Origin of the sequence: Delftia acidovorans NBRC 14950, assembly GCF_001598795.1 — a bacterium.
GTDB lineage: Bacteria > Pseudomonadota > Gammaproteobacteria > Burkholderiales > Burkholderiaceae_C > Comamonas > Comamonas acidovorans.
This window is the reverse complement of the sequence record NZ_BCZP01000017.1, coordinates 51,980-77,031: the sequence shown is the minus strand read 5'-3', so window position 1 is coordinate 77,031 and position 25,052 is coordinate 51,980. Positions and strand designations below refer to the sequence as shown.

Genomic DNA, 25,052 nt, shown 5'->3' with positions numbered 1-25,052 from the left:
GCAGTGTACGCAGCGCATGCGGATCAGGCCGGCTGCACTGTCGCGGCCGCAGCATGGCGGCGGCGCAGCACCAGGCCCCAGGCCAGGCCCAGCACGGCGGCCGTGGCCGACGCCATCAGCACCCCCAGCTTGGCGGCATTGAGCAGGGCCTCGCTGTCAAAAGCCAGCGTGGCGATGAAGATGGCCATGGTGAAGCCAATGCCTGCCAGCAGGCCGGCCAGCAGCGTGTCGCTCCAGCCCATGCCTGGCGGCAGTGCGCACATCCGCAGGCGCACGGCCAGCCAGCAGCTGAGCAGCACGCCCAGCGGCTTGCCCAGCACCAGGGCCAGGGCCACGCCCCACATCACGGCCGACGTGCCCGCCACATCAATGCCAGTGGTGCCCGCGCCCTGCAGCGGCACGCCGGCATTGGCCAGCGCAAACAGCGGCATCACGCCAAAGGCCACCCAGGGATGCAGGTCCGCCTGCACACGCTCCACGGGCGCGGCGCTTTCGCGGCCTGCCAGTGCGTGCACGGGTGTCACCAGGCCCAGCACCACGCCGGCCAGCGTGGGATGGGCGCCGGTCTGCCAGATGCCCCACCAGAGCACGGCGCCCGGCAGCACATAGGCCCAGGCGCGGCGCACGCCCAGCGACTGCAGCAGGAACACGCCGGCCAGGCCGGCGGCGGCCACCAGCAGCTGGCTCCACTGCAGCCCGCCCGAATAGAACAGCGCAATGATGAGCACGGCCACCAGGTCGTCGATGATGGCCAGCGCCAGCAGGAACACGCGCAGCGCGGGCGGCAGGCCCCGGCCCAGCAGGGCCAGCACGCCCATGGCAAAGGCGATGTCGGTGGCCGTGGGCACGGCCCAGCCATTGCGCAGCGGCGGCGCGGCGTTGAAGGCCAGGAAGATCAGGGCCGGCGCCACCACGCCGCCCAGCGCGGCCATCACGGGCAGCAGCGCCTGGCGCGGCTGGGCCAGTGCGCCGGAATGCATCTCGCGGCGTATCTCCATGCCGACCACGAGAAAGAACACGCTCATCAGCGCGTCATTGACCCAGAAATGCAGGGATTGCGACAGCTGCCACGGGCCCAGGCCCAGGCTCAGCGGCGTGTGCCACAGCGCCTCATAGGAGCCGGCCCAGCCGGAGTTCGCCCAGAGCAGGGCGGCGGCCGCTGCCAGCAGCAGCACGATGCCGCCCGCAGCCTCGGCATGGGACCAGCGGGACAGGAAGGCGCCGACGCGATCGGCGAAAGACAGGAAAAGGGGCGTGCGCGGGCCGGACGGCCGCGGGGTCGTGTAGGTGTTCATGTGCAAAGCAGCAAAGGGGCCTTGCGGCCCCGGTGCGCAGGCGGCCCGACCTGCGCTATCAACACCTGTCCTGCCGCCCCATGCGGTCTGGACACCCAACCGCCATTATAAAAGAAGCCCCCACGCTCCCTTTGCTGCGCAAGGTCCGCTGCCCCCCGAGGGGGCCGCTTTTTGCCTTGGGGCGGCCCGGCGGCAAAAAATCGGCGGCCGGGACCCTTGCCCAAAACCCTGCGGATTCAGGGCCTGGGCGGCTCATTGCGCGCAACGCATTCGGCCAGCAGCCCCAGCGAGGACAGCGCAATCATGAAGACCAGGAACACATAGGCCGCCGTTGCCACGCCCAGGCTCATGCTGAAGCCCCATTGCAGCACCGAGCAGGCCATGCCGGTCTGCGGATACATCGCCGTGCATTGCGATGCGGCGGGCATGTGCACGTACCAGGTGACGGCGATGAACATGGCGCCCGCCACCATGGCGGCATTGCCCCAGGGATGGGTCTGCGGGTGGTAGAGCGCATAGATCAGCGCCACGGGAACGGCCAGGCCCCAGGCGAACATCATCAGCCAGCTGAACACCGGCGAGACCGCCAGGATGGACTGCAGCCATCCCATCTTGGGCAATCCGTTGACGAAGCCCAGCAGGTCCCACACAAAGGGCAGGACGATCCCCGCCACGGCCAGGCTGGCAAGTCCCAGCGCCAGCAGCAATCCCTTGCCGCGTGAACGATGGTGCACCCCCGAAGGGTGCGAATGGGTGATCAGTGCATGCATGGCCCACCTCCTGTGTCGTGCAGGGCGGGCAGTTGCCGCGCGGGCGGGTCTCCGGAGTCGGGCGGCAGCCGCGGCGCCTAGCGTTCGGATTGCGGTATTCCCCGGATGCATCCAGTCTAGGACGGCGTGCGCTGCAACAAATGTAGGCCTGGGACCTACCCAAAATCGGGGTTTGTCCCAGGAGGGCGTGCCGTCAAAGCGCGGCCAACGCCCCCAGTACCTCGCTCTTCGATAGCAGCTCGCTGAGCACCACCGGGGGCTTGCCCGGCGCATGCAGCACATAGACGGGCACGCCGCTGCGGCCCAGTTGCTGCAGCGCAGCGGTGATGGCCGGGTCGCGCCGCGTCCAGTCGGCGCGCAGCAGGGTCACGCCGTGCTTGTCGAAGGCGGCCAGCACCTCCTCATGGTTGAGCGTGGTGCGCTTGTTGACCTGGCAGGTCACGCACCAGGCGGCCGTGTAGTCCACGAACACGGGCTTGCCCGCCGCCTGCAGCTCGGCCACGCGGGCGGCCGACCAGGGCTGCCAGCGCTCGCCTGCAGCGGACGCCGTGCCCGTGCCCTCCGCCTGGGCAGGCGTGGTGATCAGGGGCGCGGTGGTGGCCAGCAGCGCACCTGCCAGCACCACGGCCAGCGTGGCCAGCACGGCCCGGGTGCGGCCCTTGAGCGTCAGCGTCCAGACCAGGGCGCTGAAGGCCAGCAGCAGGGCCAGCAGCGCGGTGGCGGCGTCGATGCCGCTCTGGTGCCCCAGCACCCAGACCAGCCAGACCACGGTGGCGAACATGGGGAAGGCCATGGCGCGGCGGAAGGTATCCATCCAGGCGCCCGGGCGCGGCAGCCAGCGCACCACGGCCGGAACGAAGCTGGCCAGCAGATAGGGCAGGGCCATGCCCAGGCCCAGGGCGGCAAACACCGTCAGCGCCTGCAGGGCCGGCATGTCGATGGCAAAGCCCAGCGAGGCGCCCATGAACGGCGCCGTGCAGGGCGAGGCAATGGCCACGGCCAGCACGCCGGACAGAAACGCATCGGCCACCGGATGACGCGCATGGGCCGCAGCCCAGCGGCCGGGCAGCATGGAGCCGAACTCGAACAGGCCTGCCAGGTTCAGCCCCAGCAGCGTGAACAGGGCTGCCAGCAGGGCCACGATGGCCGGCGACTGCAGCTGAAAGCCCCAGCCCAGCTGCTCGCCTGCCGCGCGCAGGGCCAGCAGCAGGCCACCCAGGGCCAGGAAGGACAGGACCACGCCCGCCGTATAGGCCAGCCCGCCCAGGCGCTGGGCGCGGCGGTCCTGTCCATGGCGTGCAAAGCCCAGGATCTTGATGGCCAGCACCGGGAAGACGCAGGGCATGAGGTTCAGGATCAGTCCACCCACCAGGCCACCGAGCAGGGCCATCCACAGGCTGGTGGCGCTGGCAGCAGGCGCAGCGGCCTGGTTGGCCGCCAGGGCAGCGGCCAGTGCGGGGGAAACGCTGGCCATGGCGGCAGCCGTCCAGCGGCCCTCGACCGGGGCCTCGGCGCGCCAGGCCACGGGCTGGCCCTGCTCCAGCGCTGCGGCGCGCTCGGCGGGCGGCAGGGCCAGGACCACGGGCAGCTTTGCCGGGGTCTCGCCGCGCATGTCGGACAGGGGCAGCTCGGCCACCCAGGCCGCGCCGTCCCAATGCTGCTGCCAGTCCTTGCCCAGTTCTGCCGCGTGGTGGAAGGTGTCGGAAGATTCGGGATAGAAGTCCAGCGTGCGGCCCTGCAGGGATTCCGGCAGACCCTCGATGCGCAGCTGCACGCGCTCGTCGGGCGTCCTGCCTTGTGCGGCAGGCTGGCTGGCCGGCACCACCTTGGCCTGGGCTGGCGCAGACAGTGCCTGGGGCTTGAGCGCCCAGGCCTGGGTGAAGGCCTGTCCCTGGCCTGCCGTGCTGCCCTGCACGGGCAGCTGCAGCTGGAAATCGCCTTCCTCGGGAATGCACTCCACGCGGCAGACCAGCCAATTCGCATGCAGGCGCAGGTCCAGCATGCCGGACGCGGGCGGCTTGAAGTCGGCGGCCACCTGCACGGGCACGGGCAGCAGCACCTGGCCTTCATAGCCGTAGTTGAGCAGCGGGCCCACGCGCAGCGCCTCGGGCACGGGCCACTGGATCTCGCCAGCCGTCAGGCCTGCAGGCAGCTGCCAGTTCAACTCGGTGGCCAGGCCGGAGTCACCGGCGTTCTTCCAATAGGTATGCCATTCGGGCTGGTGGGTGATCAGCAGGCCCAGCCACAGCGTCTGGCCGGGCTGAACGCCTTCGGGTGCCTGGGCCACGAGCTCGGCCCGCACGCGTGGCGTGTCCACGGCCGCGGCCGCCCCGCTGCCGGTCTTCAGGCGCAACTGCGCGCTGGCAGGGGTGGCAAGCAGGCTGGCGGCGGCAAGGAAAAAGGCGAGGAGCCAGAAGGCGAGGTGCTGGGGGGCAGTGTGGCGAAGAGGTGGTTGGTGCGGCATGGCGGACTGTGGGAGCCAGGGGCATGGTCTTTGGTTCCCCCGGCTGCAGGCTGCGATGGTAGCGGGCCGTCCAGAGAGATCGCCTGTGGCCGGCTGCAGGACGATTGGCAAAAGATATCGTTGCATAGGCGCTTGGTATTGGACAGGCGATATGTCCGTTGCCCATCATGGACCAGCCACCCATCCGGGATAGAGCAACACAAGGAGACAAGCCATGCAGGAGACATCTCGCCGCCACTTCCTGGCCGCTGGCGCGGCAGCGGCCGCAGCCTGGGGACTGCCGCAGCACGCGCGCGCGGCAGCCGCCTATCCCGACAAGTCCGTGCGCGTGATCGTGCCCTTTCCCGCCGGTGGCACCACCGACGTGGTGGCGCGGCTGGCCATGCAAAAGCTCGGGGAGCTGACCGGCCAGTCCTTCGTGGTGGACAACAAGGGCGGTGCCAACGGCGTCATCGGCACGGAACTGGCCGCGCGCGCCACGCCCGACGGCTACACCCTGCTGATGAACACGGCCGGCGCGCAGACCCTGAGTCCCGTGCTCTACAAGACCAGCTACGAGGCGCTGTCCAGCTTCGAGCCCATCAGCCATCTGTGCGACGTGGGCTTCGTCCTCATCGCACGCAAGGACCTGCCCGTGAACAGCCTACAGGAGCTGGTCGCCATGGCCAAACAGGGCAAGCCGTTGAGCGTGTCCTCGGGCAGCAGCATGATTTCGCTGATCACCGAGCAGTTCAAGAAGGTGATTGGCGCGCCGGGCATCGTCAACGCCCAGTACAAGGGCACGGCGCCGCAGATGCAGGCCGTGGTGGCGGGCGAGGTGGATTTCTCGTTCGACTCCTTCACCTCGGTGGAGATGATCCGCACGGGCAAGGTCAAGGCCCTGGCCGTGCTGCTGCCCCAGCGCGCCGAAGTCTTTCCCCAGGTGCCCACCATCAAGGAGGCCGGCGTGGACGGCATGGGCTTCAGCTCCTGGTCGGGCCTGCTCGCGCCCAAGGGCACGCCCCGCGACATCGTGGCCCAGCTCGCGCAGCAGATGGACAAGGTCATGCAGATGCCCGACGTGCTGGCCAAGCTGCGCAGCTACAGCTATGTGCCGCGCCGGGGAACGCCCGAGGAGTTCGCGCGGCTGATCGAGTCGGACAACGAGCGCTGGAAACGCATCGTCAAGGAATCCAACTTCAAGGCCGAGTGAGGAGGGCTCCGGCAGCCCATGGATGGCCCTAATATCGGGCCATGCAAGACTCCCCGCCCGAACAGATATCCCCCGGCGCCTGGCCTTCCCGCTGGTGGGCCGAGGCCTCTGCACGCGACTTTGCGCAGGCCCAGGCCAGCGGCCTGGCTGCCCGCACCGTGGCGGTGCTGCCCGTGGCTGCCGTGGAGCAGCACGGCCCGCACCTGCCGATGTCCGTCGACGCCCGCCTGCTGCAGGGCGTGATCGATGCGGCCCTGCCGCTGCTGCCGGCCGAGCTGCCCGCGCTGTTCCTTCCCCCGCAGAACATCGGCTTCAGCGTGGAGCACCAATCCTTTGCCGGCACGCTGACGCTGTCGCCCGCCACGGTGATCGCGCTGTGGACCGAGCTGGGCGCCTGCGTGGCGCGGGCCGGCGTGCGCCGGCTGCTGCTGCTCAACGGTCATGGCGGACAGGTCAGCGTGATGGACATCGTGGCGCGCGAGCTGCGCATGCGCCATGGCCTGCTGGTCTACAGCAGCAGCTGGTTCGGACTGGTGGACGATGCGGCCAATGCGCAGTTCAGCGCGCATGAACACCGCTTCGGCATCCATGGCGGCGAGGTCGAGACGTCGATGATGCTGCACCTGGCGCCGGAGACCGTGCGCATGGAGCATGCGCGGGACTTTCATTCCACTTCGGAGGATAGGGCGCAGCTGCATGCCTTGCTGGGCAATGGGCGAAGCGCCAAGATGGGCTGGGCCATCGAGGACTACAACGTTTGCGGGGCGGTGGGGAATGCTGCGGGGGCTACGGCCGAGCGGGGGGCTTTGATGGTGGAGGCTTCGGCTCGGGGGCTGGTGCGGTTGTTGTCCGAGATGGTTGCGCTGCCTGCGGATACTGTGGGGCGGGCGCCGGAGCCGTTGTAGGTTTGTTGCGGGGTCGTTTTTGGACCCTGCCGGGTGGTGGTTTTTCGAGGCCGGGATTCGGCCCGGCGGCCGACCTACTTTCTTGCCGCGCAGCAAGAAAGTAGGCAAAGAAATGCGCCCAAATGTCCGCGACCCCTTCGCTGCGCTGCGGGGCCACCTGCGCTGACATACGGGGAGTGGTTGCGGGCCTTCGCTGCGCTCGGCCTTTTTTACTGTTTCGGGATCTTGGCCTGGACGATCACGTCGCCCCAGCGCTTGATTTCCGACTGCAGCAATTGCGCGGTCTGCTCGGGCGTGCTGGATTGGGCCTGCACGTTCATCTCGCGCAGTTTCTGCGTGACTTCGGGGGAGTTCACGGCGGCGGCGATTTCCTTGTTCAGGCGGGCGATGATTTCCGGGGGCGTCTTGGCGGGGGCGGCCAGGGCGTTCCAGGAGGAGGCGACGAAGCCCTTGACGCCTGACTCCTGGGCCGTGGGCACGCCGGGCAGCAGGGCCGAGCGCTTGTCGCCGGTGATGGCCAGCAGGTTGACGGCCTTGGAGTTGATCTGGCCCATGATGGGCGTGAGGATTTCGACGGCCGCGTCGATCTGCTTTCCGCGCAGGGCCGTGACCACGGCAGGGGTGCCGTTGAAGGGCACGATCTGGGCGTCGATGCCGGCGGTGGTCTTGAACAGTTCGGCTGCCAGATGCTGGGTGCTGCCGATGGCGATGCTGCCGATGTTGAGCTTGCCGGGGTTGGCCTTGGCCCAGGCCACCAGCTCGCCCAGGTTCTTGAAGCGCGAGTCGCTGGCGGTGAGCACGCCGATGTCGAAGTAGCCCAGAGTGGATATCGGCGTGAAGTCCTTGACCATGTCGAAGGGCAGCTGGTTGAACAGCCCCACGGTGACGGCACTGCCGTTGGACATGAGGAACAGCGTGTGCCCGTCGGGCGCGGACTTGGCCACGGTGTCGGCCGCGACGATACCGCCTGCGCTGGGCTTGTTGTCGATGATGACGGGCTGGCCCAGTTGCGAGGCCAGTTTTTGCGCGACGACGCGCGAGGTGACGTCGGCCACGCCGCCTGCGCCGAAGGGCACGACGATGCGGATGGGCTTGTTCGACAGGGGCTGGGCCTGGCTGGTGATGGCGGCCAGCAGCAGGGCCGCGCAGGCCAGGGCGCTGCGCGTGAAATGGCGTTTGTTCATGGGTCTTTTGTCTCCTGGCCGGCGAGTTTGGCGCAAAAGCGCAGGCCGGCCCAGAGCGCCCGTGTTCTGGCTGCTATGCCTTGGCGCGATAGCTGTGTGACAGCCTTGCCGGTGCCGTATCAGGCGTGCGTGATCCAGCTGCGGTGCTCGTCCGTGTCCAGGTGGTTGAGCGTGTTGAAGGTCTGCAGCATCAGGCGCTTGGGGCTGGTGGTGAACTCGGTCACGGCGCTGTTGCGGATGCGCATGTTCAGCGCAATGGTGACCTCGGGCGAGGTGCCCAGCACATGGCCCACGGCCGTGGAGATGGGGCCGCCACTGCTGACCAGCAGCACGTTTTCGTCGGCATGCTCGTGGCGCACGCGCTCCAGCACCTGGCGCACGCCGCCCGAGAAATCATCCCAGCTGGGCATGCCTTTGGGGCTGATGGTGCCGGCCATCCACTGGGCCAGGGCATCGCACAGCAGGCGGAAGTGGTGGCGGTACAGCTCGGGTGTGTCGGGCTTGGGCAGGGGCGCCGGATGAATGGCCTGCAGCAGCGCGCCGCTGTCGTATTCATCGAGGCCTGCAAGCGCCTGGGTGCGGTGCTGCTCGGCAGGCAGGCTGCCCAGACCGTCGGCGATGCCGGCCAGCGTCTGCGCATGGCGGCGCAGCGTGCCCGTGTAGACCGCGTCGAAGCGCAGGCCGCGTTCGCGCCAGTAGGCACCCAGCCTTTGCGACTGCGCCGTGCCGCGCTCGCTGAGCTGGTCGTAGTCTTCGGCACCAAACGAGGCCTGGCCATGGCGCACAAGATAGAGGGTTCCCATGGCGCGGATTGTGGCCAGCGCTGGCGCTGGCGTTTGTCCTGCGGGCGACTGGCTGCCGCCTTGGCGACAGGCCTGCCGTGCCGGGCCCTACAGCAGTACCTGGCCGCTCACGCATTCCACGACATGGCCGCCTATCCACAGCGCGCCCTGCGCGTCCTCGCTGACGTGGACGCGGCCGTCGCGCCCCACGCAGCAGCCCTGGCTGGCGATGTAGGGCGCGCGCAGCAGGCCTTCGCCGCGCAGCCACAGGGCCAGACTGGCGTTGAGGCTGCCGGTGACGGGGTCTTCAGTGACGCCGACGGGGCTGGCGAAGCCGCGCACTTCCAGGCTGGGGGCGGCATCCGCCTCGGCTGCGGCTGGCCGCTGTCCTGTGGCAAAGGCGCGGGCCTCGCGGCTGCTGCGGCCGATCAGTGCCGGTGCATCTTGCGCGCTTTCGTACAACGCGCAGGCGCCCACCTTGGTGTTCAGCGCCTTGAGCCTTGCATGGTCGGGCTCCAGCGACAGCACCTGGTCGGGGTGTTCGAAGAGCACGCCCATCCAGCGCGGGCCGTTGTCCAGCCAGGCCGCACGCAGGATCTGGCCGCGTTCTGCGCCCAGCGCGGCCGCCACGTCCTCCAGCAGGCCAGGCTCCACGTCGCTGATGTCGGTGGACGGTGCCTGAAAGGCCAGGCGCCCGTCCTGGCGCTCGATGCCGATCAGCCCCTTGGCGCATTCCTGCACGATGCGCTGGGCCTGCTGTGGCACGCCGCCCTGCGCCAGCCAGGCATGGCAGCTGCCCAGCGTGGGATGGCCGGCAAAGGGCAGCTCGCCGCCCGGCGTGAAGATGCGCACGCGGTAGTCGGCGCCTGCGGCGCGACCGGCCTCGGTGGGAGGCAGCACGAAGGTGGTCTCGGACAGATTGGTCCAGGCCGCGAAGGACTGCATCTGCGCATCGGTCAACCCGGTGGCGTCGAGCACGACGGCCAGCGGATTGCCCAGGTAGGGCCGTGCCGTGAACACATCCACGGTCATGAAGGGGCGCTGGCGGGAGACGTATGCAGGTGTCATGGCAATGGGCAGATGGAAGGGAGGATGGAAAAGCCGACAGCAAGCCGGACTTTGGTTCGACTGCGTGTCGGCTTCCCTCTGGCCCAAGCAGGTAACTGGCCCAAACACCAGGGACGCCGAGCAAGAGCCGCCTCGCGGCGGGGGCGCCTAGCCGAGGGCGTCGTCCCCCTCCCCCGCGAAGCGGGTAGAGAGGGGGAAGCGGCGCTAGCCGCTCAGGGGGTGGTTTACATCGTGGAGCGGATGGCGTCGGCCAGGGCGGCGATGCCCTTGTCGATCTGCTCGGCCGACACCGTCACGTAGGACAGGCGCAGCGTGTTGGCCTGGGGCTCGTCCGCATAGAACGGCGCGCCGGGCACGAAGGCCGTGCCGCGTTCCACGGCGGCGGGCAGCAGCTTTTGCGCATCCATGCCCTTGGGCAGGCGAACCCACAGGAACATGCCGCCCACGGGGCGGGTCCACTGAACGTCCAGGCCGGCCATTTCGCGTTCCAGCGCGGCCAGCATGGCATCGCGCTGGCGCTTGTACATGGCGCGGATGGTGGGCACATGGCGGTCCAGGAAGCCGTCCTTGATGACCTCGGAGACCACGCGCTGGTTGAAGCCCGGCGTGTGCAGGTCGGCCGCCTGCTTGGCCTGCAGCAGCTTGTTGTAGACGGACTTGGGCGCCACCAGGAAGCCGATGCGCAGGCCGGGGGCCAGCACCTTGGAAAACGAGCCCAGGTAGATCACGCCTTCGGGGTTGCGCGCGGCCAGCGGCAGGGCGGGGGCCTGCTCGAACCACAGGTCGCCGTAGGGGTTGTCCTCGATCAGCGGGATGTTGAGTTCGCGCGCCTTGTCCACCAGGGCCTGGCGGCGTGCCTCGGCCATGGTGCGGCCGGTGGGGTTCTGGAAGTTGGGCAGCACGTAGGCCAGGCGTGCCTTGTCGGCGCCGGTGCCGGCCTTGGCGGCGAAGTCCTCGACGAGGATGCCGTCGTCATCGCTGTCCACGCCCACGGGAATCGGTTCCTGCGGTGCAAAGGCCTGCAGCGCGCCCAGGTAGGTGGGCTTTTCGACCAGCATGCGGCTGCCACGGTCCAGGAAGACCTTGCCGATCAGGTCCAGCGCCTGCTGCGAGCCCGTGGTGATCAGCACCTGGTCGGGGTCCACTTCCCAGGGCAGGAAGTCGGCCACGGCCTGGCGCAGGGGGGCGAAGCCCTCGCTGGTGGCGTACTGCAGGGCCGAGGCGCCATCGCGCTGCATCACGGTCTGGCAGGCCTGGGTGAACTCGTCCAGCGGGAAGGCCAGCGGCGAGGGCAGGCCGCCCGCCATGCTGATGATGCCGGGACGGTCGGTGAGCTTGAGGATTTCGCGGATGGCGGAGGGGTTCATCTTGGCAGCACGGTCTGCCAGCGTCCAGGTCGTCATAAAAAAAGCAGTTCCAGGTCTTTGCGGTGCCCGCCATGCGGGCGGGCTGGTATGGATTGCCATGCCGTCGTGGGGCACGGGCCGGCCGCATGTGAAGAGCGGAGTGCGGATAGTGCGCTCGCTCTTGCGCCGGCAATGAGGGTATTTTGTCGCGGGCGTGAAGGGTCTGCGCATCCTCCCTTCAATAGCTGGGCAGGCCAGTACGGCCTTTGCCTGGGCGTGGGTGGAGGACCCTCATGCGGCCACCATCCACATCGCCGTCAGCGCCAGCATGGTCGCCATGGCACGGTTGAACCACAGCAGCCTGCGTCCCTGGGCCAGCCAGTGGCGCAGCAGTGCGCCCACGCAGGCATACAGCAGATTGCTGAAAAAGGCATAGGCGGCCATGACGGGCAGCACCACGGTCAGGCGCTCGGTCAGGTCGTCGCGCCCGGCCAGCCAGCCGGCCACGATGGCCAGGGCCAGCAGCCAGGCCTTGATGTTCACGAATTGCAGTCCCACGCCCTGCCAGAAGCCCACCTGCAGCTGCTGCGGCGATTGCAGCGAAGCCATCTGCGCGCTGCGGCTCAGGCGCCAGGCCATCCACAGCAGGTAGCCGATGCCGGCGGCCTTGACCAGCCACAGCAGCAGCGGCGCCGCGACAATGGCCGCGCCCACGCCGGCCGTGCTCAGCACCAGCAGCACGCACCAGCCCACGGGCACGGCCAGGACGAAGCGCAGCGCCGGGCGCAGGCCGTGGTTGGCGGCCAGGGCCGTGGACAGCGTGGTGTTGGGACCGGGGCTGAAGCTCATGGAAGCGGCGAGCAGCAGCAAGGCGGTGAGTTCGGACGGTGGCATGAGGCGGTGGCCCCGAAGGTCTCCATACAGGCGGCAGGGGCTGTTGGGGAGGAGGGCACGGCAGGCCTTCTCCGCAGCACGAATGCATGAAATATAGGTGCAAGACCTGTACAGTGCCAATACAGTTGGACCCTCAATTGCATGTTCTGTATTGGTGCCTATCCCGATACAGTGACTTTCTGGTGACCCATTCACAGCCGTTTGCAGCCGTTCGCACCCGTTCACACCCGTTTCCGTATGACCGTTCCCCTCTCGCGGCTGGCGCCGCAGACCCTGAGCACCCAGCTGGCCGAGCGCCTGGGCGAGCGCATCCGCATGCGCCTGCTGCCTGCGGGGGCACGCCTGCCTTCGGTGCGCGAATGCGCGCGCCAGCAGGGCGTGAGCACGCACACGGTGGTGGCCGCCTATGACCTGCTGCAGGCCCAGGGCCTGGTCGAGGCGCGGCCGCAAAGCGGCTTCTTCGTGCGCGACTTCGTGCAGGATGCGCCGCTGCTGCAGCCCGAACAGGCCCGTGCCGTCCCCGCCGAGGAGGCCCCTGGCGTGCCCAAGGGCACGCGCATCAATGCCTCCATGCTGGTGCGCGGCATGTTCCACCAGAGCGTGGGCGGCAGGCCGCAGCCCGGGGCGGGCGTGCTGCCGGCCGAGTGGCTGGAGGCCGGCTTCCTGGCGGCGGCCATGCGCAAGGCCTGCTCGGGCAAGTCCCTGCACGACTCCTGCGTGGGCTACGGCGACCCGCTGGGCGACATCGGCCTGCGCGAGGCACTGTCGCGGCGCCTGGCGCGCCTGGGCATTGCGGCGGCGCCGCAGCACATCATCACCACCATGGGTGCCACACATGGGCTGGACGTGGTCAGCCGCGCCCTGCTGCAGCCGGGCGACCCGGTGATGGTGGAGGAGCCCGGCTGGGCCGTGGAATTCGCGCGCCTGGCATCGCTGGGCATGCGCGTGCTGCCCGTGCCGCGCGGCCCCGACGGGCCGGACCTGGCCGTGATGCAGCGCTACTGCGAAAGCTGCGCACCCAAGCTCTACGTCAGCGTGAGCGTGCTGCACAACCCCACCGGCTACAGCCTGTCACCGGCCAGCGCCCACGAGGTGCTGCAGCTGGCGCGGCGATTCGGCTTCTACGTGGTGGAGGACGATACCTATGGCGAGATCGCGCCCGACCACGCCGCGCGCATGACCGTGCTGGACCGCCTCAGCCACAGCATCTATGTGAGCGGCTTCGCCAAACTGCTGGCGCCCAACTGGCGCGTGGGCTACCTGGCGCCCCCGCCCGCCCTGGTGGAGCGCCTGGTGGACACCAAGCTGCTGTCCACGCTCACCACCCCCTCGCTGATGGAACGCGCCCTGGCCCACTGCATGGACCAGGGCCAGCTGCGCCGCCATGCCGAGCGCCTGCGCCAGCACCTGGCCCAGGCCCGCATGCGCAGCGTGGCACTGGCCCAGCAGGCCGGCGCGCGCTTCGCGGCCGAGCCGGCCGGCATGTTCGGCTGGGTGGACACCGGCGTGGACACCGAAACCTTGGCCCAGCGCCTGCTGGACGCCGGTTACTTCATCGCCCCCGGCGCCATGTTCCACGCCGGCCGCCAGCCCAGCACCTGCATGCGCATCAACTTCGCCACCACGCAGGAACCCGCCTTCTGGCGCATCTTCGAACGCGAAGTCCAAGCCATGCGCGGCAGCGCATAGAAAAGGGAGTGGGAGAGGAAGAGGGAAGGGGAAGGGGGCTGAAGCAGCATCGACCCGCGAGCGCTGATCAGATGTGCAGCGCCAAAAACCGGCGCGCCCCAAAGCGAGGGACACCGAGCAAGGGCCGCCCCGCCGCGAGGGTGTCGTCCCCCTCCCCCGCGAAGCGGGTAGAGAGGGGGAAGCCGCGCAGCGGCTCAGGGGGAGCTTTCAGTGCGCCCGCATCTTCGTACGCAGACGCGCAATCGCCTGGCTGTGCAGCTGGCACACGCGCGATTCGGTCACGCCGAGCACGGCGGCGATTTCCTTGAGGTTCATGTCGTGCTCGTAGTACATGCCCATGATGTACTGCTCGCGCTCGGGCAGGGCCTTGATGGCTTCGACCAGGGCCACGCGCAGGCGGTGGTCGCGCAGCAGCGCAAAGGGGTCGGCGCCGCTGTCGGCCACGTGGCGTTCGAGGAAGTCCTCGCCCTCGTCGCCGCCCGACATGTCCTCCAGATACACCAGCTGCGTGCCGCGCACCTTGCCCAGCAGCGACTGGTAGTCGTCCAGGTCCATGCCCAGTTCGTCGGCGATCTCGGATTCCAGCGGCGTGCGCCCCAGGCGCTGCTCCAGGCGGTGCAGCGCGTGCTCGATGTCCTTTTGGCTCTTGCGCGAGCTGCGGCTCATCCAGTCGCCTTCGCGCAGCTCATCGAGCATGGCGCCACGGATGCGCTGGCTGGCGAAGGTCTCGAATTGCACGCCCTGCTCGCTCTCGAAGCGGGACAGGGCTTCGGCCAGGCCGATCATTCCGACCTGTATCAGATCATCAAGCTCCACATTGGGAGGCAGCTTGGCGATCATGTGCAGCGCGATCCGGCGTACCAGAGGTACATGCCGACGGATCAGTGCATCGCGGTCGAGTTGGCCTTTGGCGGTGTACATGGCAGTCAGTGGCTCCAGGCATGGGATGCGGGCAGCGGCGCGAAGCCGGCGGCCAGATCCTGGCCGCCATGTGGCAACACGCTGCCCGCATGGTTGAGCAGTTGCAGCGCCAGGCGCTGCAAGTCCGGTGCATGGTGCAGGCGCACGGGCAGCAGTCCCGGCGCATGGCCCAAGTGGCGTTGCGCGCAGCGCATCAGCGCGTCGATCTGGGATTGCAGCTGCTGCGCATCCTCGGCCTGGCTGCGGGCGCCGGTCTGTCCACGGCGCCAATCGTAGCTGGTCACGCCCAGGTCATCAGCGCTGGGCAGCAGCGGCGCCAGCAGGCAGCGCAGGCCGGCATGCACCGCCAACTGCTTGAGCTGGCGGTAGCAGCCCAGCACGCGGGTGCCTTGTTCGGGCAGCACCATCAGCGGGTGCACGGCCTGGCCGGCCAGGTTGCTGGCCAGCGTGTCGGCATTGGCATACAGCATGACGATGGCGTAGCCGCGCACGTGACGCTGCAGCCATTGCATGGGCGTCATGCCGGCCTGGCGCGCCTGTTGGGGCAGCAGATCCAGGCCCTGGCGGGCCGGCAGCACGGCCACCGAGCTGTGGCGGGGATCGGGGTGCAGGCCGGTACGGGCCTGCCAGGCGCTTTGCTGCAGCAGCTGCGCCAGGCCCGGTGCATCCGGGGACTCGCCCTGGCTGGCGTCCAGCACCAGAACGGGCAGGCCCAGGCGCTGCAGGCTGGCACAGACCGGCCACAGCAGGGATTGTTCGGCCTGGCCCTGCGGGTCGTTGGCCGTGTCGCGCAGCATGGCCAGCACACGCAGGCCCATGGGCGCGGCGGCGCCGGGCTGGCCGTGCAGGCCCAGGCCCTGGTGCAGCTGGGGGAAGGTTTCAAGCATGGTGGATCTCGCCTTCCGTGCTGGGGCTGGACGGGGTGAAGAAGAAGTCCAGGTCCAGCGCCTTGGGATCGAAGGCCGAGCGGGTGGCGGCGCGCATGGAGGCGGACACCAGTTGCTGCGCATCGGCGCGTTCCCAGTCTTCGGGCACGCGCTGGCCGTTGGTCACGCCGCGCAGCTGCATCTGGTGGCGGATCAGCGTGTCCACCGAAGGGCCCAGCTTCACGGCCTCGTCCACCTTGGTGAGGATGGCCTGGCTGGAGCCGCGCGCCTTGAAGGCCTGCATCACATCGTCCAGCGCATCGCCCTGGCCGGCCGCGTTCACGGCCAGCAGTTTCTGGATGCCGGGCAGGTCCAGCAGGTCGAGGATCTCGTCCTTGCGCGGATCGCGCGGGGCCACGCCCGTGGTGTCGATCAGCACCAGCTGCTTGTTGGCCAGCAGGCCCAGCAGGTCCTGCAGTGCGGCGCGGTCATGGGCCAGATGGGCCACCACGCCCAGCATGCGGCCGTAGGAGCGCAACTGGTCGTGGGCACCGACGCGGTAGGTGTCCAGCGTGATCAGGCCGACGCTGGCGGCGCCGTACTTGGCGGCGCACAGGGCAGCCAGCTTGGCCGTGGTCGTGGTCTTGCCCACGCCGGTGGAGCCCACCAGGGCGAAGACGCCGCCTTGCTCGTACAGCGGGGCCTGGTCGGCGTCGGTGCGCAGATTGCGTTCCAGCACCTGCATCAGCCAGCGCACGGCGTCGCCGGCGGACAGGTCCTGGGGCATGTGCTCGACCAGGGCGCGGGCCAGCACGGGGGAGTAGCCCGCACGGATCAGCTTGTGCGTGAGGTTGGCGTGGATGGGGTTCTGGCGCGTCTGGCCCAGCCAGGTCAGGGTGTTGAAGCGCTCTTCGATCAGGTCGCGCACGGACTGCAGCTCATCGCGCAGTGCCTGGGAGGCCATGGTCGGTGCGGGCTCGCTGCGCAGGGTCTCGCGCAGCGGGGCTTCGGCGCTGGCGCGCAGCGGGTTGTGGCGGGCCACGGAAGGCGCGGGCTGTGCCTTGAACGGCTGCTGTGCAGCCGTGGGCGCGGCGGCCGGTGCTTCGCGCAGGGCGTCGCCCAGGCTGCGGCGCTGGGCAAAGCTGGGCAGCGGCTCGTCAACGCCGGCCTCGTGGCGGCGGCGCAGCATGCGTTCGCGCACATAGTCCTGGAAGGACAGGGTGCTCATGGCCAGCTGTTCGGTGTCTTCCTGCACGCTTTGGCGCAGGCCGGCCGGCTCGGCACCGTCTGCCGACAGCGAGGCTGCCTGCGAGATGGCCTGCGCAATCGCCGACGACGTTGCCTGGGAAGCACGCGATGGAGCCGCCTGAGCGGCCTGCAGTGCCGGCTGCGCCGTGCGCGGCTGGGTCTGCGCCTGGATCAGCTTGGCCTGCACCTGCGGGCGCAGGCCCGTGGTTTCCTCTGCAGAGCGGCGCTCGATGGCCTGCTGCAGCGGCGTGCTGCTGGCAGCGGCCTTGCTGTGTTCCAGCGTGTCCTCGGCCGTGGCCATGACCTCGACGCCATCGGGCGTGTTGCGGTTGGACAGGATCAGGGTGCCCGCTCCGAAAGCCATGCGCGCCTTGGCCAGGGCCTCGCGGGAGGTGGGGGCGTAGAAGCGTTTGATGTTCATGCGGATGCACCTTTAAGAATCGAGCCGATGCGGATGGTGTGCGTTTCGGGGATCTCGCTGTGGGCGAGAACCTGCAGACGCGGCGCCACGCGACGCACCAGGCGGGCAATGGAATTGCGGATGGAATCGGGAACCAGCAGGCAGGCAGGCAGGCCCAGCTCTTCTTGCTGGTTGGCCATGTCGGCCGCCTTCTGGGTGAGGATCTCGGCCACGCCGGGATCCAGTGAGGGGGAGCCGGGGTTGGACAGGGCCTGCACCAGCAGGCGTTCGAGTCCGGGCTCGATGGCGATGACGTTCAGCTCACGGGTCGGGCCGTAGATCTGCTGGACGATGGACGGCGACAGCGCAATGCGCACGCGGCGGGCCAGCTCGACAGGGTCCTGCGTGGTCGAGGAGTGCTCGGCCAGCGTCTCGATGATGGTGCGGATGTCACGCACGTGCACCGAGTCTTCCAGCAGCAGCTGGAGCACTTTCTGGAACGTCGTGATGGACACCATTTTCGGAATGACTTCTTCGATCAGCTTGGGAGCCAGTTTGGCCACATGCTCCACCAACTGCTGCGTCTCGGTACGGCTGATCAGCTTGGCGGCATGCACTTGCATCAAGTGTGACAAATGGGTGGCCATCACGGTTTCCGAATCAACCACGGTAAAGCCTGCCATTTGTGCCGCTTCCTTCTGGCGTTCGTCGATCCAGTGGGCGGGCAGGCCGAAGGCCGGGTCGGTGGTCTGGGTGCCGATCAGCGGGGTGCTGATGCCGCCCGGATTGATGGCCAGGAACATGCCGGGGAAGGCCTCGCCCTCGCCCACCATCACGCCGCGCAGGGTGATGCGGTAGGCGCTGGGCTTGAGCTCCAGGTTGTCGCGCACATGCACGGCCGGGGGCAGAAAGCCCACTTCCTGGGCGAACTTGCGGCGCACGCCCTTGATGCGGGTCAGCAGGTCGCCCTGGCGGCCCTTGTCCACCAGGGTGATCAGGCGGTAGCCCAGTTCCAGGCCGAGCAGGTCCACGGGCTGCAGGTCGTCCCAGGTGGCTTCGCCGTCGCTGGGCGCGGCCACGGGTGCGGGCGCCTGGGTCTGCTGGGAGGCGCGTTCCTGCTGGCGGCGCGAGAGCATCCAGGCCAGCCAGCCCAGCAGCGCGCCCGTGCACAGGAACACGACGTGGGGCATGCCCGGAATGACGCCCAGCAGGCCCAGCACGCCGGCCGTGATGCCCAGCACCTTGGGCGACATGAACAGCTGTTGCGCGATCTGCTGGCCCATGTCGGTTTCCTTGCCCACGCGCGAGATCACCATGGCCGCGGCCACCGAGATCAGCAGGCCGGGGATCTGCGCGACCAGCGCATCGCCCACGGCCAGCAGGATGTAGCTGTCGGCGGCCTGGCCGGCCGACAGGCCGTGCTGGATCATGCCGATGGCGAAGCCGCCGATGATGTTGATCACCAGGATCAGAATGCCGGCGACCGCGTCGCCGCGCACGAACTTGCTGGCACCGTCCATGGAGCCGAAGAAGTTGGCCTCTTCCTGCACCTCGGCGCGGCGGCGCTTGGCTTCCTTTTCGTCGATCAGGCCGGCGTTCAGGTCGGCGTCCACGGCCATCTGCTTGCCGGGCATGGCGTCCAGGGTGAAGCGGGCCGAGACTTCGGCGATACGCTCGGCACCCTTGGTGATCACCACGAAGTTGATCACCACCAGGATGGCGAACACGATCAGGCCGACGGCGAAGTTGCCGCCGATCAGAAAGTGGCCGAAGGCCTCGATCACCGCGCCGGCCGCGCCCGGGCCTGTGTGGCCCTCCAGCAGCACCACGCGGGTGGAGGCCACGTTCAGCGACAGGCGCATCAGCGTGGTCAGCAGCAGCACCGACGGGAAGGCCGCGAAGTCCAGCGGCCGGATCATGTAGGCCGCCACCATCATCACCATCAGCGCCACGGCGATGTTCAGCGTGAAGAAGGTGTCCAGCAGCCACGGCGGAATGGGCAGCACCATCAGCGCCAGGATGGCCACCACCAGCAGCGGCGCCATCAGGCCCTGAGCGAACTTGGCGTTCTCGCTCGACCACATCGATTGCAGGGATTGGAGCGGATTCGTCGTCATGGAGCAGTACCTTCAGTGGTCGCGGCGGCGCCTGGCGCGCGGCGGCCCTGGTGCGGATCGAGTTCGGCGGGCACGACGGGTTCGCCGAGATCGCCAGGCATGGGGCCTTCGCCGCGCAGCGCGGCCTTCAGGCGGTAGACATAGGCCAGGACCTGGGCCACGGCCGTGTACAGCGCGGCGGGAATGGCCTGGTCCAGATCGGCGTGTGCGTACAGGGCACGCGCCAGCATGGGGGATTCGAGCACCGGGATCTTGTGGGCGCCCGCGACTTCGCGGATCTTCAGCGCCACCAGGTCCGTGCCCTTGGAGATGACCTGCGGGGCGGCCATGGTCTTTTCGTCGTAGCGCAGGGCCACGGCATAGTGCGTCGGGTTGGTGACCACGAAGTCGGCGCGCGGCACGGCGTTGACGCTGGCGCGGTCGGCGATCTCGCGCTGCTTCTGGCGGATCTTGCTCTTGATCTGCGGGTTGCCGTCGGATTCCTTGTGCTCCTGCTTGACTTCCTCGTGGCTCATCTTCAGGCGCGACTTGAACAGGTAGGCCTGCAGCGGCACGTCGATCACGGCCATCAGGAATACCACCAGCAGCAGCAGGGCCACGCCGCTGGCCAGCCATTGCCCCGTCATGGACAGCGCCATGGCCGAGGGCTGGGAGGAGATGGCGGCGATCTCGGCGAGATGGCCGCTCAGGAACTTCCAGGCCACGAAGGAGAGGATGGCCGTCATCACCACCATCTTCACCACGGTCACCATCTGCTGCTTGGAAAACAGGTTGGTCAGGCCCGACAGCGGATTGAGGCGGTTGAACTGGGGTTGGATGGGCTTGAGGCTCAGGATCCAGCCGCCGGCCAGCATGCCCGACACCAGGGCCGCACCCGTGGTCACGGCGGCAACGATCAGGGAAATCTTCAGACCCAGGCTGCCCATGGACAGCATGCGCTCCATCATCAGGGCCGGCGTCTTGGCCGTGTGCGCGTCGAAGGCCAACTGCTGGGCCAGTGCCATTCGCAGGTGCTGGATCAGGGGCTCGGCGCCCATCAGCATCATCAGCGCGCCCGTGCCCAGGATGGCCAGGTGCGACAGGTCCCGAGAGCGCGCACCCTGGCCGTCAGAACGCGTTTTCTGCAGTTTGCGTTCGGTGGCGGGAAGGCTTTTGTCTTGGCTGGAGTCCATGGCGCAATGACGGAAGGATTTGCGTCATTGTCGGAACAAGCCAGGCAGGCGAAGCCCCGATAAGCGGGGCTCAAGCGGCGCTTATGTGCTGTCTGCACAAGGGGAGGAACGGCAGCCGCATGGTGCAAGGGCGCCGCGAAGATGGCAGTCAGCCCCTTGCGCCCAAGCGAAAGAGGCTGCCCTGCAATGAGAGGGGAGGCGCCGGGCGCCCCCCGGGGTGATCAGAATCCCAGGCTGGCCAGGAGATCGTCCACCTGGGACTGCGAAGTCACCACGTCGGGCGTCTTTTCGGGATCGACCACGGGGCCGGCGAGGTGCTCCTTGGGCTTTTCCAGGGGCTCCAGCGCCGTCTGCTGCGGGTTGGGCGAGGTCTGGATGAGCAACTGCACCAGCTGGTCCTCCAGATCGGCGGCCAGCGAGACCACGCGGGCAATGACCTGGCCCGTGAGATCGTGGAAGTCCTGGGACATCATGATCTCGGTAAGGTGCTCGTCGGCCTGCTGCGTGCCCTGCTCGACTTCCTCCAGGAAGTTCATCACCCGGCCCTTGGCCACGGCCGCCACGGGGTCCTCGACCATCTGTGCCCGCATGGCGCGTACACGCTCGGCCAGCCGGTCCTGCTGGACCTTGGCCAATTCGACGCGGTTCAGAACCTTCTCGGCGGCTTCTCCGGTCAGCCGCGCAATGTAGGAAAGGCGGCTTTGCGCGTCCGGCAGCTCTCCCATGCTGCCGCGCAATCGGTCCGCATAGCCCAGCTCGTTGAGCGAGTCATGCAGCTGGCGCGTGAGAACGCCCACCTTGTAGTGGACGCTGTCGGGGACATCCGGGTTGCTCATGGCGCGTGCCCTACAGGCCCAGCTTTTTGAGGATCAGGTTGACTTTCTCTTCCAGCGTGGCCTTGGTGAAGGGCTTGACGATGTAGCCTGCCGCGCCGCCCTGGGCCGCTGCCACGATGTCCTCCTTGCGTGCCTCGGCCGTCACCATCAGCACGGGAAGGTGCTTGAGTTTGTCGTCCTGCTTGATTTCGGTGAGCAGCTGGAAGCCGTTCATGTTGGGCATGTTGATGTCCGTCACCACGAAATCAAACTTGCTGTTGCGCAGCTTGTGCAGTGCCACGACGCCGTCTTCGGCTTCATCGGCTTCGGGAAAGCCGCTCTCCTTGAGCAGATTGCGCACGATGCGCCGCATGGTGGAGAAGTCGTCAACGATCAAAAAACGCAGGGCATTAGCCACGTGAGGCCCTTTCGGTCGGTAGGTGCTCGGTACTGGTAAGAATCCGCCGCGATGGTAACAATATGAAACCTTCTTGGCGCAATGTGGGAATTTTCCTGCTTTTCGGCAGAATCGGGCGCAAACCTTAATTTGTTACACGATCAGGTGACGCGGGCGCAGACGGGGCAGCTGCAGGCGAGGTGGCGGCGGGCTGCGCAGCGGTCTCGCCGGTTGCGGATTCGATGGTGGCCGCATTCGCCGTGCCGCCATTGCCGCCGGCCAATGAGGGCGGCAAGGCGTTGCGTGTCACAGGTCCGCGGTGGCCCAGCAGGCGCTTTTCAGCCTCCTGCGTGAGCACGGTGATGGTGATGCGCCGGTTCTGCGGGGCACGCGGATCATCGGGCAGCAGCAGGTCGCTGCTGGCCAGGCCCGTGATGCGGGCCAGTTGGTTCAGCGGCATGCCGGCCGCCACCAGCTCGCGGCGCGAGGCGTTGGCACGGTCGGAGGACAGCTCCCAGTTGCTGTAGCCGCGGTCGGCATTGCCGTAAGGGGCGGCATCGGTATGGCCGGACAGGCTGATGCGGTTTTCCGCGCCCGCCAGGGCCGCGCCCACTTCGCGCAGGATGTCGCGCATGTAGGGTTTGACCATGGCGCTGCCGCTGTCGAACATGGGGCGGTTTTGCTCGTCCACGATCTGGATCTGCAGGCCGTCGGGCGTCACGTCGGTGCGGATCTGCGAGCGGAATTCGTTGAGGCGCGCATTGCTGGTGATCATTGCGTCCACCTTGGCCTTGAGCGCCTTGATGCGGTTGGAATCCACCTGGGCCTGGTCAGCGCGGCCCGCATCGACGCTGGTGCGCCGGTTGGAGCTGTCCGCTGCCTCCGAGCGCCGCACCTGGCCGTGCACCTTGGCCAGATCGTTGCCGCCGCCGGGAATCACGCTGGAGCTGTTGCCTGCACCGTCGCCGCCGGCCATCGCCACCTTCAGCGGCGAGGAAAAATACGCCGCAATGCCCTGCAGCTCACCCTTGGCCGTGGAGCCCAGCAGCCACATCAGCAGGAAGAAGGCCATCATCGCGGTCACGAAGTCGGCATAGGCGATCTTCCAGGCACCGCCGTGGGGTGCATGCGCCGTCTTCTTGACGCGCTTGATGATGATCGGCTGTAACTTTTTCTCTGCCATGGCTTGACGCTGCTGGACGCAGGATTACTTCTTGCCCTTGACGTGGGTTTCCAGTTCAAGGAACCCGGGACGTTCGGTGGAGAACAGCACCTTGCGGCCGAACTCGATGGCCGTGGCGGGGTTGTAGCCCTGCATGCTGGCCAGCAAGGTGGTCTTGATGCACTCCAGTTCCTTGGCGGCATCCTGGGCGCGCTGCTCCACCAGGCCGGCCATGGGCTCCACCAGCGCGTAGGCCAGCAAAATGCCCAGGAAGGTACCGACCAGGGCCGAGGCGATCATGCCGCCCAGCACGGAAGGCGGCTGGCCCACCGAGCCCATGGTGTTCACCACACCGAGCACGGCCGCAATGATCCCGAAGGCGGGCAGGGCGCCGGCCAGGCGGGTCAACGCATTGACCGGGGCATGCGCTTCGGCGTGATGCGCCTCGATCTCGCTGTCCATCAGCGACTCGATCTCATGGGAGTTGAGGTTGCCCGACACCATCATGCGCAGGTAGTCGGTCAGGAACTCCACCACATGGTGGTCGGCCAGCAGCTCGGGGTACTTGGTGAAGATGGGCGACTCGTTGGGTGCCTCCACATCGCTTTCGATGGACATCAGGCCCTCCTTGCGGGCCTTTTGCAGAATCTCGTACAGCAAGGCCATCAGCTCCATGAAGCGGGCCTTGGTGTAGCGTGAACTCTTCATCACGCCAGGGATGGCCTTGGCCGTGGCCTTGAGCACCTTGGGCTGGTTGCACACGATGAAGGCGCCGATGGCGCCGCCGCCGATGGTCACCATCTCGAAGGGCAGGGCCTTGAGAATGACCTGGACGTTGCCCCCGTGCAGCACATAGGTGCCGAAGATGCAACCGAAGGCGACGATGTATCCGATGATGACAAGCATGGGAGTGGATTGTGAGCGCGCGCGGTGACGGCGTTGGGCTGAAAAGTCGGGTGATTGCTTGTTAGATCGGCAGCTTGGGCCAGGGATGTAGGGTTCACCCGGTGAAGATGCGATCAGACGCATGCATGCTACATGCGCGCTTCGCAATGAAAGCTGGAGAATTCAGGTGTTCGTCGGTCAGATCGCAGCTTCGGCGCGGGCATCTGGGAAGACATTAGTGGGTATATGTCGATTTCGATGTCGATGCCCCTGCGCGATCGACGGGTCGGCCTGCTTGCAGGCCTGGAGGCAGCCAGCATTTGCCTGACTCCGACGTTCTTTTCCATTCATATGCCCCAGACTGCTCTTGTCATCATCGCGCGCGATGAAGAACGCTCAATAGCCCGCTGCATTGACAGCGTCAAAGACTTCGTGGACGAAGTCCTGGTGCTGGATACGGGCTCCGTGGACCGTACGATGGAGATCGCCCGCAGCTGCGGTGCGCAGGTGCATCGCTTTGAGTGGTGTGATGATTTCGCCGCTGCCCGCAACCGGGCCCTCGATCTGGCGGATGCGAACTGGAACCTGGTTCTCGACGCCGATGAATGGCTGGTTGAGGGTGGCGCGTGGTTGGCAGGGTTGCCGACGATGGAGCGCCAACTCGGGGTTGCCGACGTCCAGAGCCTGTACGAAATGGGCGTGACCGGCGCGGTGAGCCGTTCGCGGATTACCCGGCTTTTGCCACGGGGGGTGCGTTATCAAGGGGTCGTCCATGAACAGCCCGCGTCCGACCTGCCACGTGTGCTGGTGCCGCTGGTCATTCGGCATGACGGATATCTGCCTGAGCAGATGTCGCGCAAGCAGGGGAGAAACCAGCGTCTTCTTCTGCAGGAGTTGAGTAGAAATCCTCGTGATGCCTATATCAACTACCAACTGGGCGTGGACTTCGAACTGAACAGGGATTTCTCTAATGCGTGCGCACACTATGGCGTGGCGATGGAGCAACTTGAAGTGTCGAGTGGCTATGAGCACGATCTGTGCGTCAGACACCTTTATTGCCTGGGGCAAGCGGGCCGCCATGAAGAGGGCTTAGCCCTGGCGCAGGCCCAGATGCCGAAATGGCAGGATTCGCCCGATTTCTTTTTCACTCTGGGCGGTGTCCTGCTGGATGCGGCCATTGCCAAGCTTGATGGTCAGGTTGAGCACTGGCTTTCGATGGCTCAGGCTTCCTGGGAACGCTGCCTGGAGATCGGAGAGGTGGATGCGGGCCCGCATGGCGGGGTGGCGGGGCGGGGCAGCTATCTTGCGGCGCACAATCTGGCCGTGATGCACGAGCAACTCGGAAATCTGGACGAGGCCCGGGCTCTGAGGCTGCGCCACCCCATGCCGGCTTCGGATTCCTGAGATGAGAACTCGGCTCGACAGAGCGGGCGATCAAAAGCGTTAAGAGCTTGTGTCTTTCCGAAGCTCCAGCAGGTGC

21 protein-coding genes are annotated in these 25,052 nt (G+C 67.6%); 4 read left to right on the top strand and 17 right to left on the bottom strand.

From position 1 onward, the window contains the following. Window positions 1–23: 23 nt before the first annotated feature. From nhaA to DA1_RS20495, 3 genes are all read right to left on the bottom strand, one after another. Complete coding sequence (nhaA, locus tag DA1_RS20505; RefSeq protein ID WP_034397999.1) at window positions 24–1,295, bottom strand: Na+/H+ antiporter NhaA; 1,272 nt, start codon at window positions 1,293–1,295, stop codon at window positions 24–26. A 236-nt stretch (window positions 1,296–1,531) separates the two neighbouring features. After that, window positions 1,532–2,065, bottom strand: a complete 534-nt coding sequence (locus DA1_RS20500) for a hypothetical protein (protein WP_013800334.1) — start codon at window positions 2,063–2,065, stop codon at window positions 1,532–1,534. Between the two features lie 193 nt (window positions 2,066–2,258). After that, window positions 2,259–4,529, bottom strand: coding sequence for a protein-disulfide reductase DsbD family protein (locus DA1_RS20495; RefSeq protein WP_034398001.1), 2,271 nt, complete (start codon window positions 4,527–4,529; stop codon window positions 2,259–2,261). Window positions 4,530–4,743: 214 nt separating this feature from the next. On the opposite strand from DA1_RS20495, the gene DA1_RS20490 reads away from it, so the two are divergent. Continuing rightward, the gene (locus tag DA1_RS20490) at window positions 4,744–5,721 is read left to right on the top strand and encodes a Bug family tripartite tricarboxylate transporter substrate binding protein (RefSeq protein ID WP_034398003.1); all 978 of its coding nucleotides are present in this window, start codon (window positions 4,744–4,746) and stop codon (window positions 5,719–5,721) included. 41 nt (window positions 5,722–5,762) lie between these two features. Beyond that, window positions 5,763–6,626 carry a creatininase family protein gene (locus DA1_RS20485; RefSeq protein ID WP_034398005.1) on the top strand — a complete coding sequence of 288 codons (864 nt, stop codon included), beginning with the start codon at window positions 5,763–5,765 and terminating at the stop codon, window positions 6,624–6,626. Between the two features lie 209 nt (window positions 6,627–6,835). Here the strand turns inward: DA1_RS20485 and DA1_RS20480 are convergent, their stop codons facing one another. The 5 genes from DA1_RS20480 to DA1_RS20460 form a co-directional block, all read right to left on the bottom strand. Continuing rightward, complete coding sequence (locus tag DA1_RS20480) at window positions 6,836–7,810, bottom strand: Bug family tripartite tricarboxylate transporter substrate binding protein (RefSeq protein ID WP_034398006.1); 975 nt, start codon at window positions 7,808–7,810, stop codon at window positions 6,836–6,838. A gap of 119 nt (window positions 7,811–7,929) precedes the next feature. Then, complete coding sequence (locus DA1_RS20475; protein WP_034398008.1) at window positions 7,930–8,613, bottom strand: histidine phosphatase family protein; 684 nt, start codon at window positions 8,611–8,613, stop codon at window positions 7,930–7,932. Between the two features lie 87 nt (window positions 8,614–8,700). Next, window positions 8,701–9,660 carry a PhzF family phenazine biosynthesis protein gene (locus tag DA1_RS20470; protein ID WP_034398009.1) on the bottom strand — a complete coding sequence of 320 codons (960 nt, stop codon included), beginning with the start codon at window positions 9,658–9,660 and terminating at the stop codon, window positions 8,701–8,703. A 224-nt stretch (window positions 9,661–9,884) separates the two neighbouring features. Then, entirely contained in the window at window positions 9,885–11,063 is a 1,179-nt protein-coding gene (locus DA1_RS20465; RefSeq protein WP_034398011.1) for an aminotransferase-like domain-containing protein, read from the bottom strand. Window positions 11,064–11,297: 234 nt separating this feature from the next. Further along, entirely contained in the window at window positions 11,298–11,900 is a 603-nt protein-coding gene (locus DA1_RS20460; RefSeq protein WP_034398013.1) for a LysE family translocator, read from the bottom strand. A gap of 237 nt (window positions 11,901–12,137) precedes the next feature. On the opposite strand from DA1_RS20460, the gene DA1_RS20455 reads away from it, so the two are divergent. Beyond that, the gene (locus DA1_RS20455) at window positions 12,138–13,589 is read left to right on the top strand and encodes an aminotransferase-like domain-containing protein (protein WP_034398015.1); all 1,452 of its coding nucleotides are present in this window, start codon (window positions 12,138–12,140) and stop codon (window positions 13,587–13,589) included. Window positions 13,590–13,796: 207 nt separating this feature from the next. Here the strand turns inward: DA1_RS20455 and DA1_RS20450 are convergent, their stop codons facing one another. The 9 genes from DA1_RS20450 to motA form a co-directional block, all read right to left on the bottom strand. Continuing rightward, window positions 13,797–14,510, bottom strand: coding sequence for an RNA polymerase sigma factor FliA (locus tag DA1_RS20450; protein ID WP_012202528.1), 714 nt, complete (start codon window positions 14,508–14,510; stop codon window positions 13,797–13,799). Between the two features lie 5 nt (window positions 14,511–14,515). Further along, a complete protein-coding gene (locus DA1_RS20445; protein WP_013800344.1) occupies window positions 14,516–15,397 on the bottom strand; it encodes a hypothetical protein in 882 nt (293 codons plus the stop codon). After that, complete coding sequence (flhF, locus tag DA1_RS20440) at window positions 15,390–17,045, bottom strand: flagellar biosynthesis GTPase FlhF (protein ID WP_034398017.1); 1,656 nt, start codon at window positions 17,043–17,045, stop codon at window positions 15,390–15,392. The genes DA1_RS20445 and flhF overlap by 8 nt, the downstream gene beginning before the upstream one ends. Further along, window positions 17,042–19,141 carry a flagellar biosynthesis protein FlhA gene (gene flhA, locus DA1_RS20435; RefSeq protein WP_012202531.1) on the bottom strand — a complete coding sequence of 700 codons (2,100 nt, stop codon included), beginning with the start codon at window positions 19,139–19,141 and terminating at the stop codon, window positions 17,042–17,044. Before flhA ends, flhF begins: the two co-directional genes overlap by 4 nt. Continuing rightward, window positions 19,138–20,313: an EscU/YscU/HrcU family type III secretion system export apparatus switch protein gene (locus DA1_RS20430; RefSeq protein ID WP_034398019.1), complete on the bottom strand. Its 1,176-nt coding sequence runs from the start codon at window positions 20,311–20,313 to the stop codon at window positions 19,138–19,140. The genes flhA and DA1_RS20430 overlap by 4 nt, the downstream gene beginning before the upstream one ends. A 221-nt stretch (window positions 20,314–20,534) precedes the next feature. Continuing rightward, the gene (locus DA1_RS20425; RefSeq protein WP_012202533.1) at window positions 20,535–21,149 is read right to left on the bottom strand and encodes a protein phosphatase CheZ; all 615 of its coding nucleotides are present in this window, start codon (window positions 21,147–21,149) and stop codon (window positions 20,535–20,537) included. Between the two features lie 10 nt (window positions 21,150–21,159). Further along, a complete protein-coding gene (gene cheY / locus DA1_RS20420; protein ID WP_012202534.1) occupies window positions 21,160–21,546 on the bottom strand; it encodes a chemotaxis response regulator CheY in 387 nt (128 codons plus the stop codon). A gap of 124 nt (window positions 21,547–21,670) precedes the next feature. Then, window positions 21,671–22,708 carry a flagellar motor protein MotB gene (gene motB / locus DA1_RS20415; RefSeq protein WP_034398021.1) on the bottom strand — a complete coding sequence of 346 codons (1,038 nt, stop codon included), beginning with the start codon at window positions 22,706–22,708 and terminating at the stop codon, window positions 21,671–21,673. Between the two features lie 24 nt (window positions 22,709–22,732). After that, window positions 22,733–23,593: a flagellar motor stator protein MotA gene (motA, locus tag DA1_RS20410; RefSeq protein ID WP_012202536.1), complete on the bottom strand. Its 861-nt coding sequence runs from the start codon at window positions 23,591–23,593 to the stop codon at window positions 22,733–22,735. 225 nt (window positions 23,594–23,818) lie between these two features. Between motA and DA1_RS20405 the strand changes: the two genes are divergently transcribed. Continuing rightward, on the top strand, window positions 23,819–24,976 hold the full coding sequence (locus DA1_RS20405; protein WP_230590959.1) for a glycosyltransferase family 2 protein: 1,158 nt from the start codon (window positions 23,819–23,821) through the stop codon (window positions 24,974–24,976). The last annotated feature ends 76 nt before the right edge of the window (window positions 24,977–25,052 follow it).

Coding starts and splice junctions, on each gene's coding strand:
- nhaA (WP_034397999.1), bottom strand. CDS start 1,295: ATGAACACCTACACGACCCCGCGGCCGTCCGGCCCGCGCACGCCCCTT.
- DA1_RS20500 (WP_013800334.1), bottom strand. CDS start 2,065: ATGCATGCACTGATCACCCATTCGCACCCTTCGGGGGTGCACCATCGT.
- DA1_RS20495 (WP_034398001.1), bottom strand. CDS start 4,529: ATGCCGCACCAACCACCTCTTCGCCACACTGCCCCCCAGCACCTCGCC.
- DA1_RS20490 (WP_034398003.1), top strand. CDS start 4,744: ATGCAGGAGACATCTCGCCGCCACTTCCTGGCCGCTGGCGCGGCAGCG.
- DA1_RS20485 (WP_034398005.1), top strand. CDS start 5,763: ATGCAAGACTCCCCGCCCGAACAGATATCCCCCGGCGCCTGGCCTTCC.
- DA1_RS20480 (WP_034398006.1), bottom strand. CDS start 7,810: ATGAACAAACGCCATTTCACGCGCAGCGCCCTGGCCTGCGCGGCCCTG.
- DA1_RS20475 (WP_034398008.1), bottom strand. CDS start 8,613: ATGGGAACCCTCTATCTTGTGCGCCATGGCCAGGCCTCGTTTGGTGCC.
- DA1_RS20470 (WP_034398009.1), bottom strand. CDS start 9,660: ATGACACCTGCATACGTCTCCCGCCAGCGCCCCTTCATGACCGTGGAT.
- DA1_RS20465 (WP_034398011.1), bottom strand. CDS start 11,063: ATGACGACCTGGACGCTGGCAGACCGTGCTGCCAAGATGAACCCCTCC.
- DA1_RS20460 (WP_034398013.1), bottom strand. CDS start 11,900: ATGCCACCGTCCGAACTCACCGCCTTGCTGCTGCTCGCCGCTTCCATG.
- DA1_RS20455 (WP_034398015.1), top strand. CDS start 12,138: ATGACCGTTCCCCTCTCGCGGCTGGCGCCGCAGACCCTGAGCACCCAG.
- DA1_RS20450 (WP_012202528.1), bottom strand. CDS start 14,510: ATGTACACCGCCAAAGGCCAACTCGACCGCGATGCACTGATCCGTCGG.
- DA1_RS20445 (WP_013800344.1), bottom strand. CDS start 15,397: ATGCTTGAAACCTTCCCCCAGCTGCACCAGGGCCTGGGCCTGCACGGC.
- flhF (WP_034398017.1), bottom strand. CDS start 17,045: ATGAACATCAAACGCTTCTACGCCCCCACCTCCCGCGAGGCCCTGGCC.
- flhA (WP_012202531.1), bottom strand. CDS start 19,141: ATGACGACGAATCCGCTCCAATCCCTGCAATCGATGTGGTCGAGCGAG.
- DA1_RS20430 (WP_034398019.1), bottom strand. CDS start 20,313: ATGGACTCCAGCCAAGACAAAAGCCTTCCCGCCACCGAACGCAAACTG.
- DA1_RS20425 (WP_012202533.1), bottom strand. CDS start 21,149: ATGAGCAACCCGGATGTCCCCGACAGCGTCCACTACAAGGTGGGCGTT.
- motB (WP_034398021.1), bottom strand. CDS start 22,708: ATGGCAGAGAAAAAGTTACAGCCGATCATCATCAAGCGCGTCAAGAAG.
- motA (WP_012202536.1), bottom strand. CDS start 23,593: ATGCTTGTCATCATCGGATACATCGTCGCCTTCGGTTGCATCTTCGGC.
- DA1_RS20405 (WP_230590959.1), top strand. CDS start 23,819: ATGTCGATTTCGATGTCGATGCCCCTGCGCGATCGACGGGTCGGCCTG.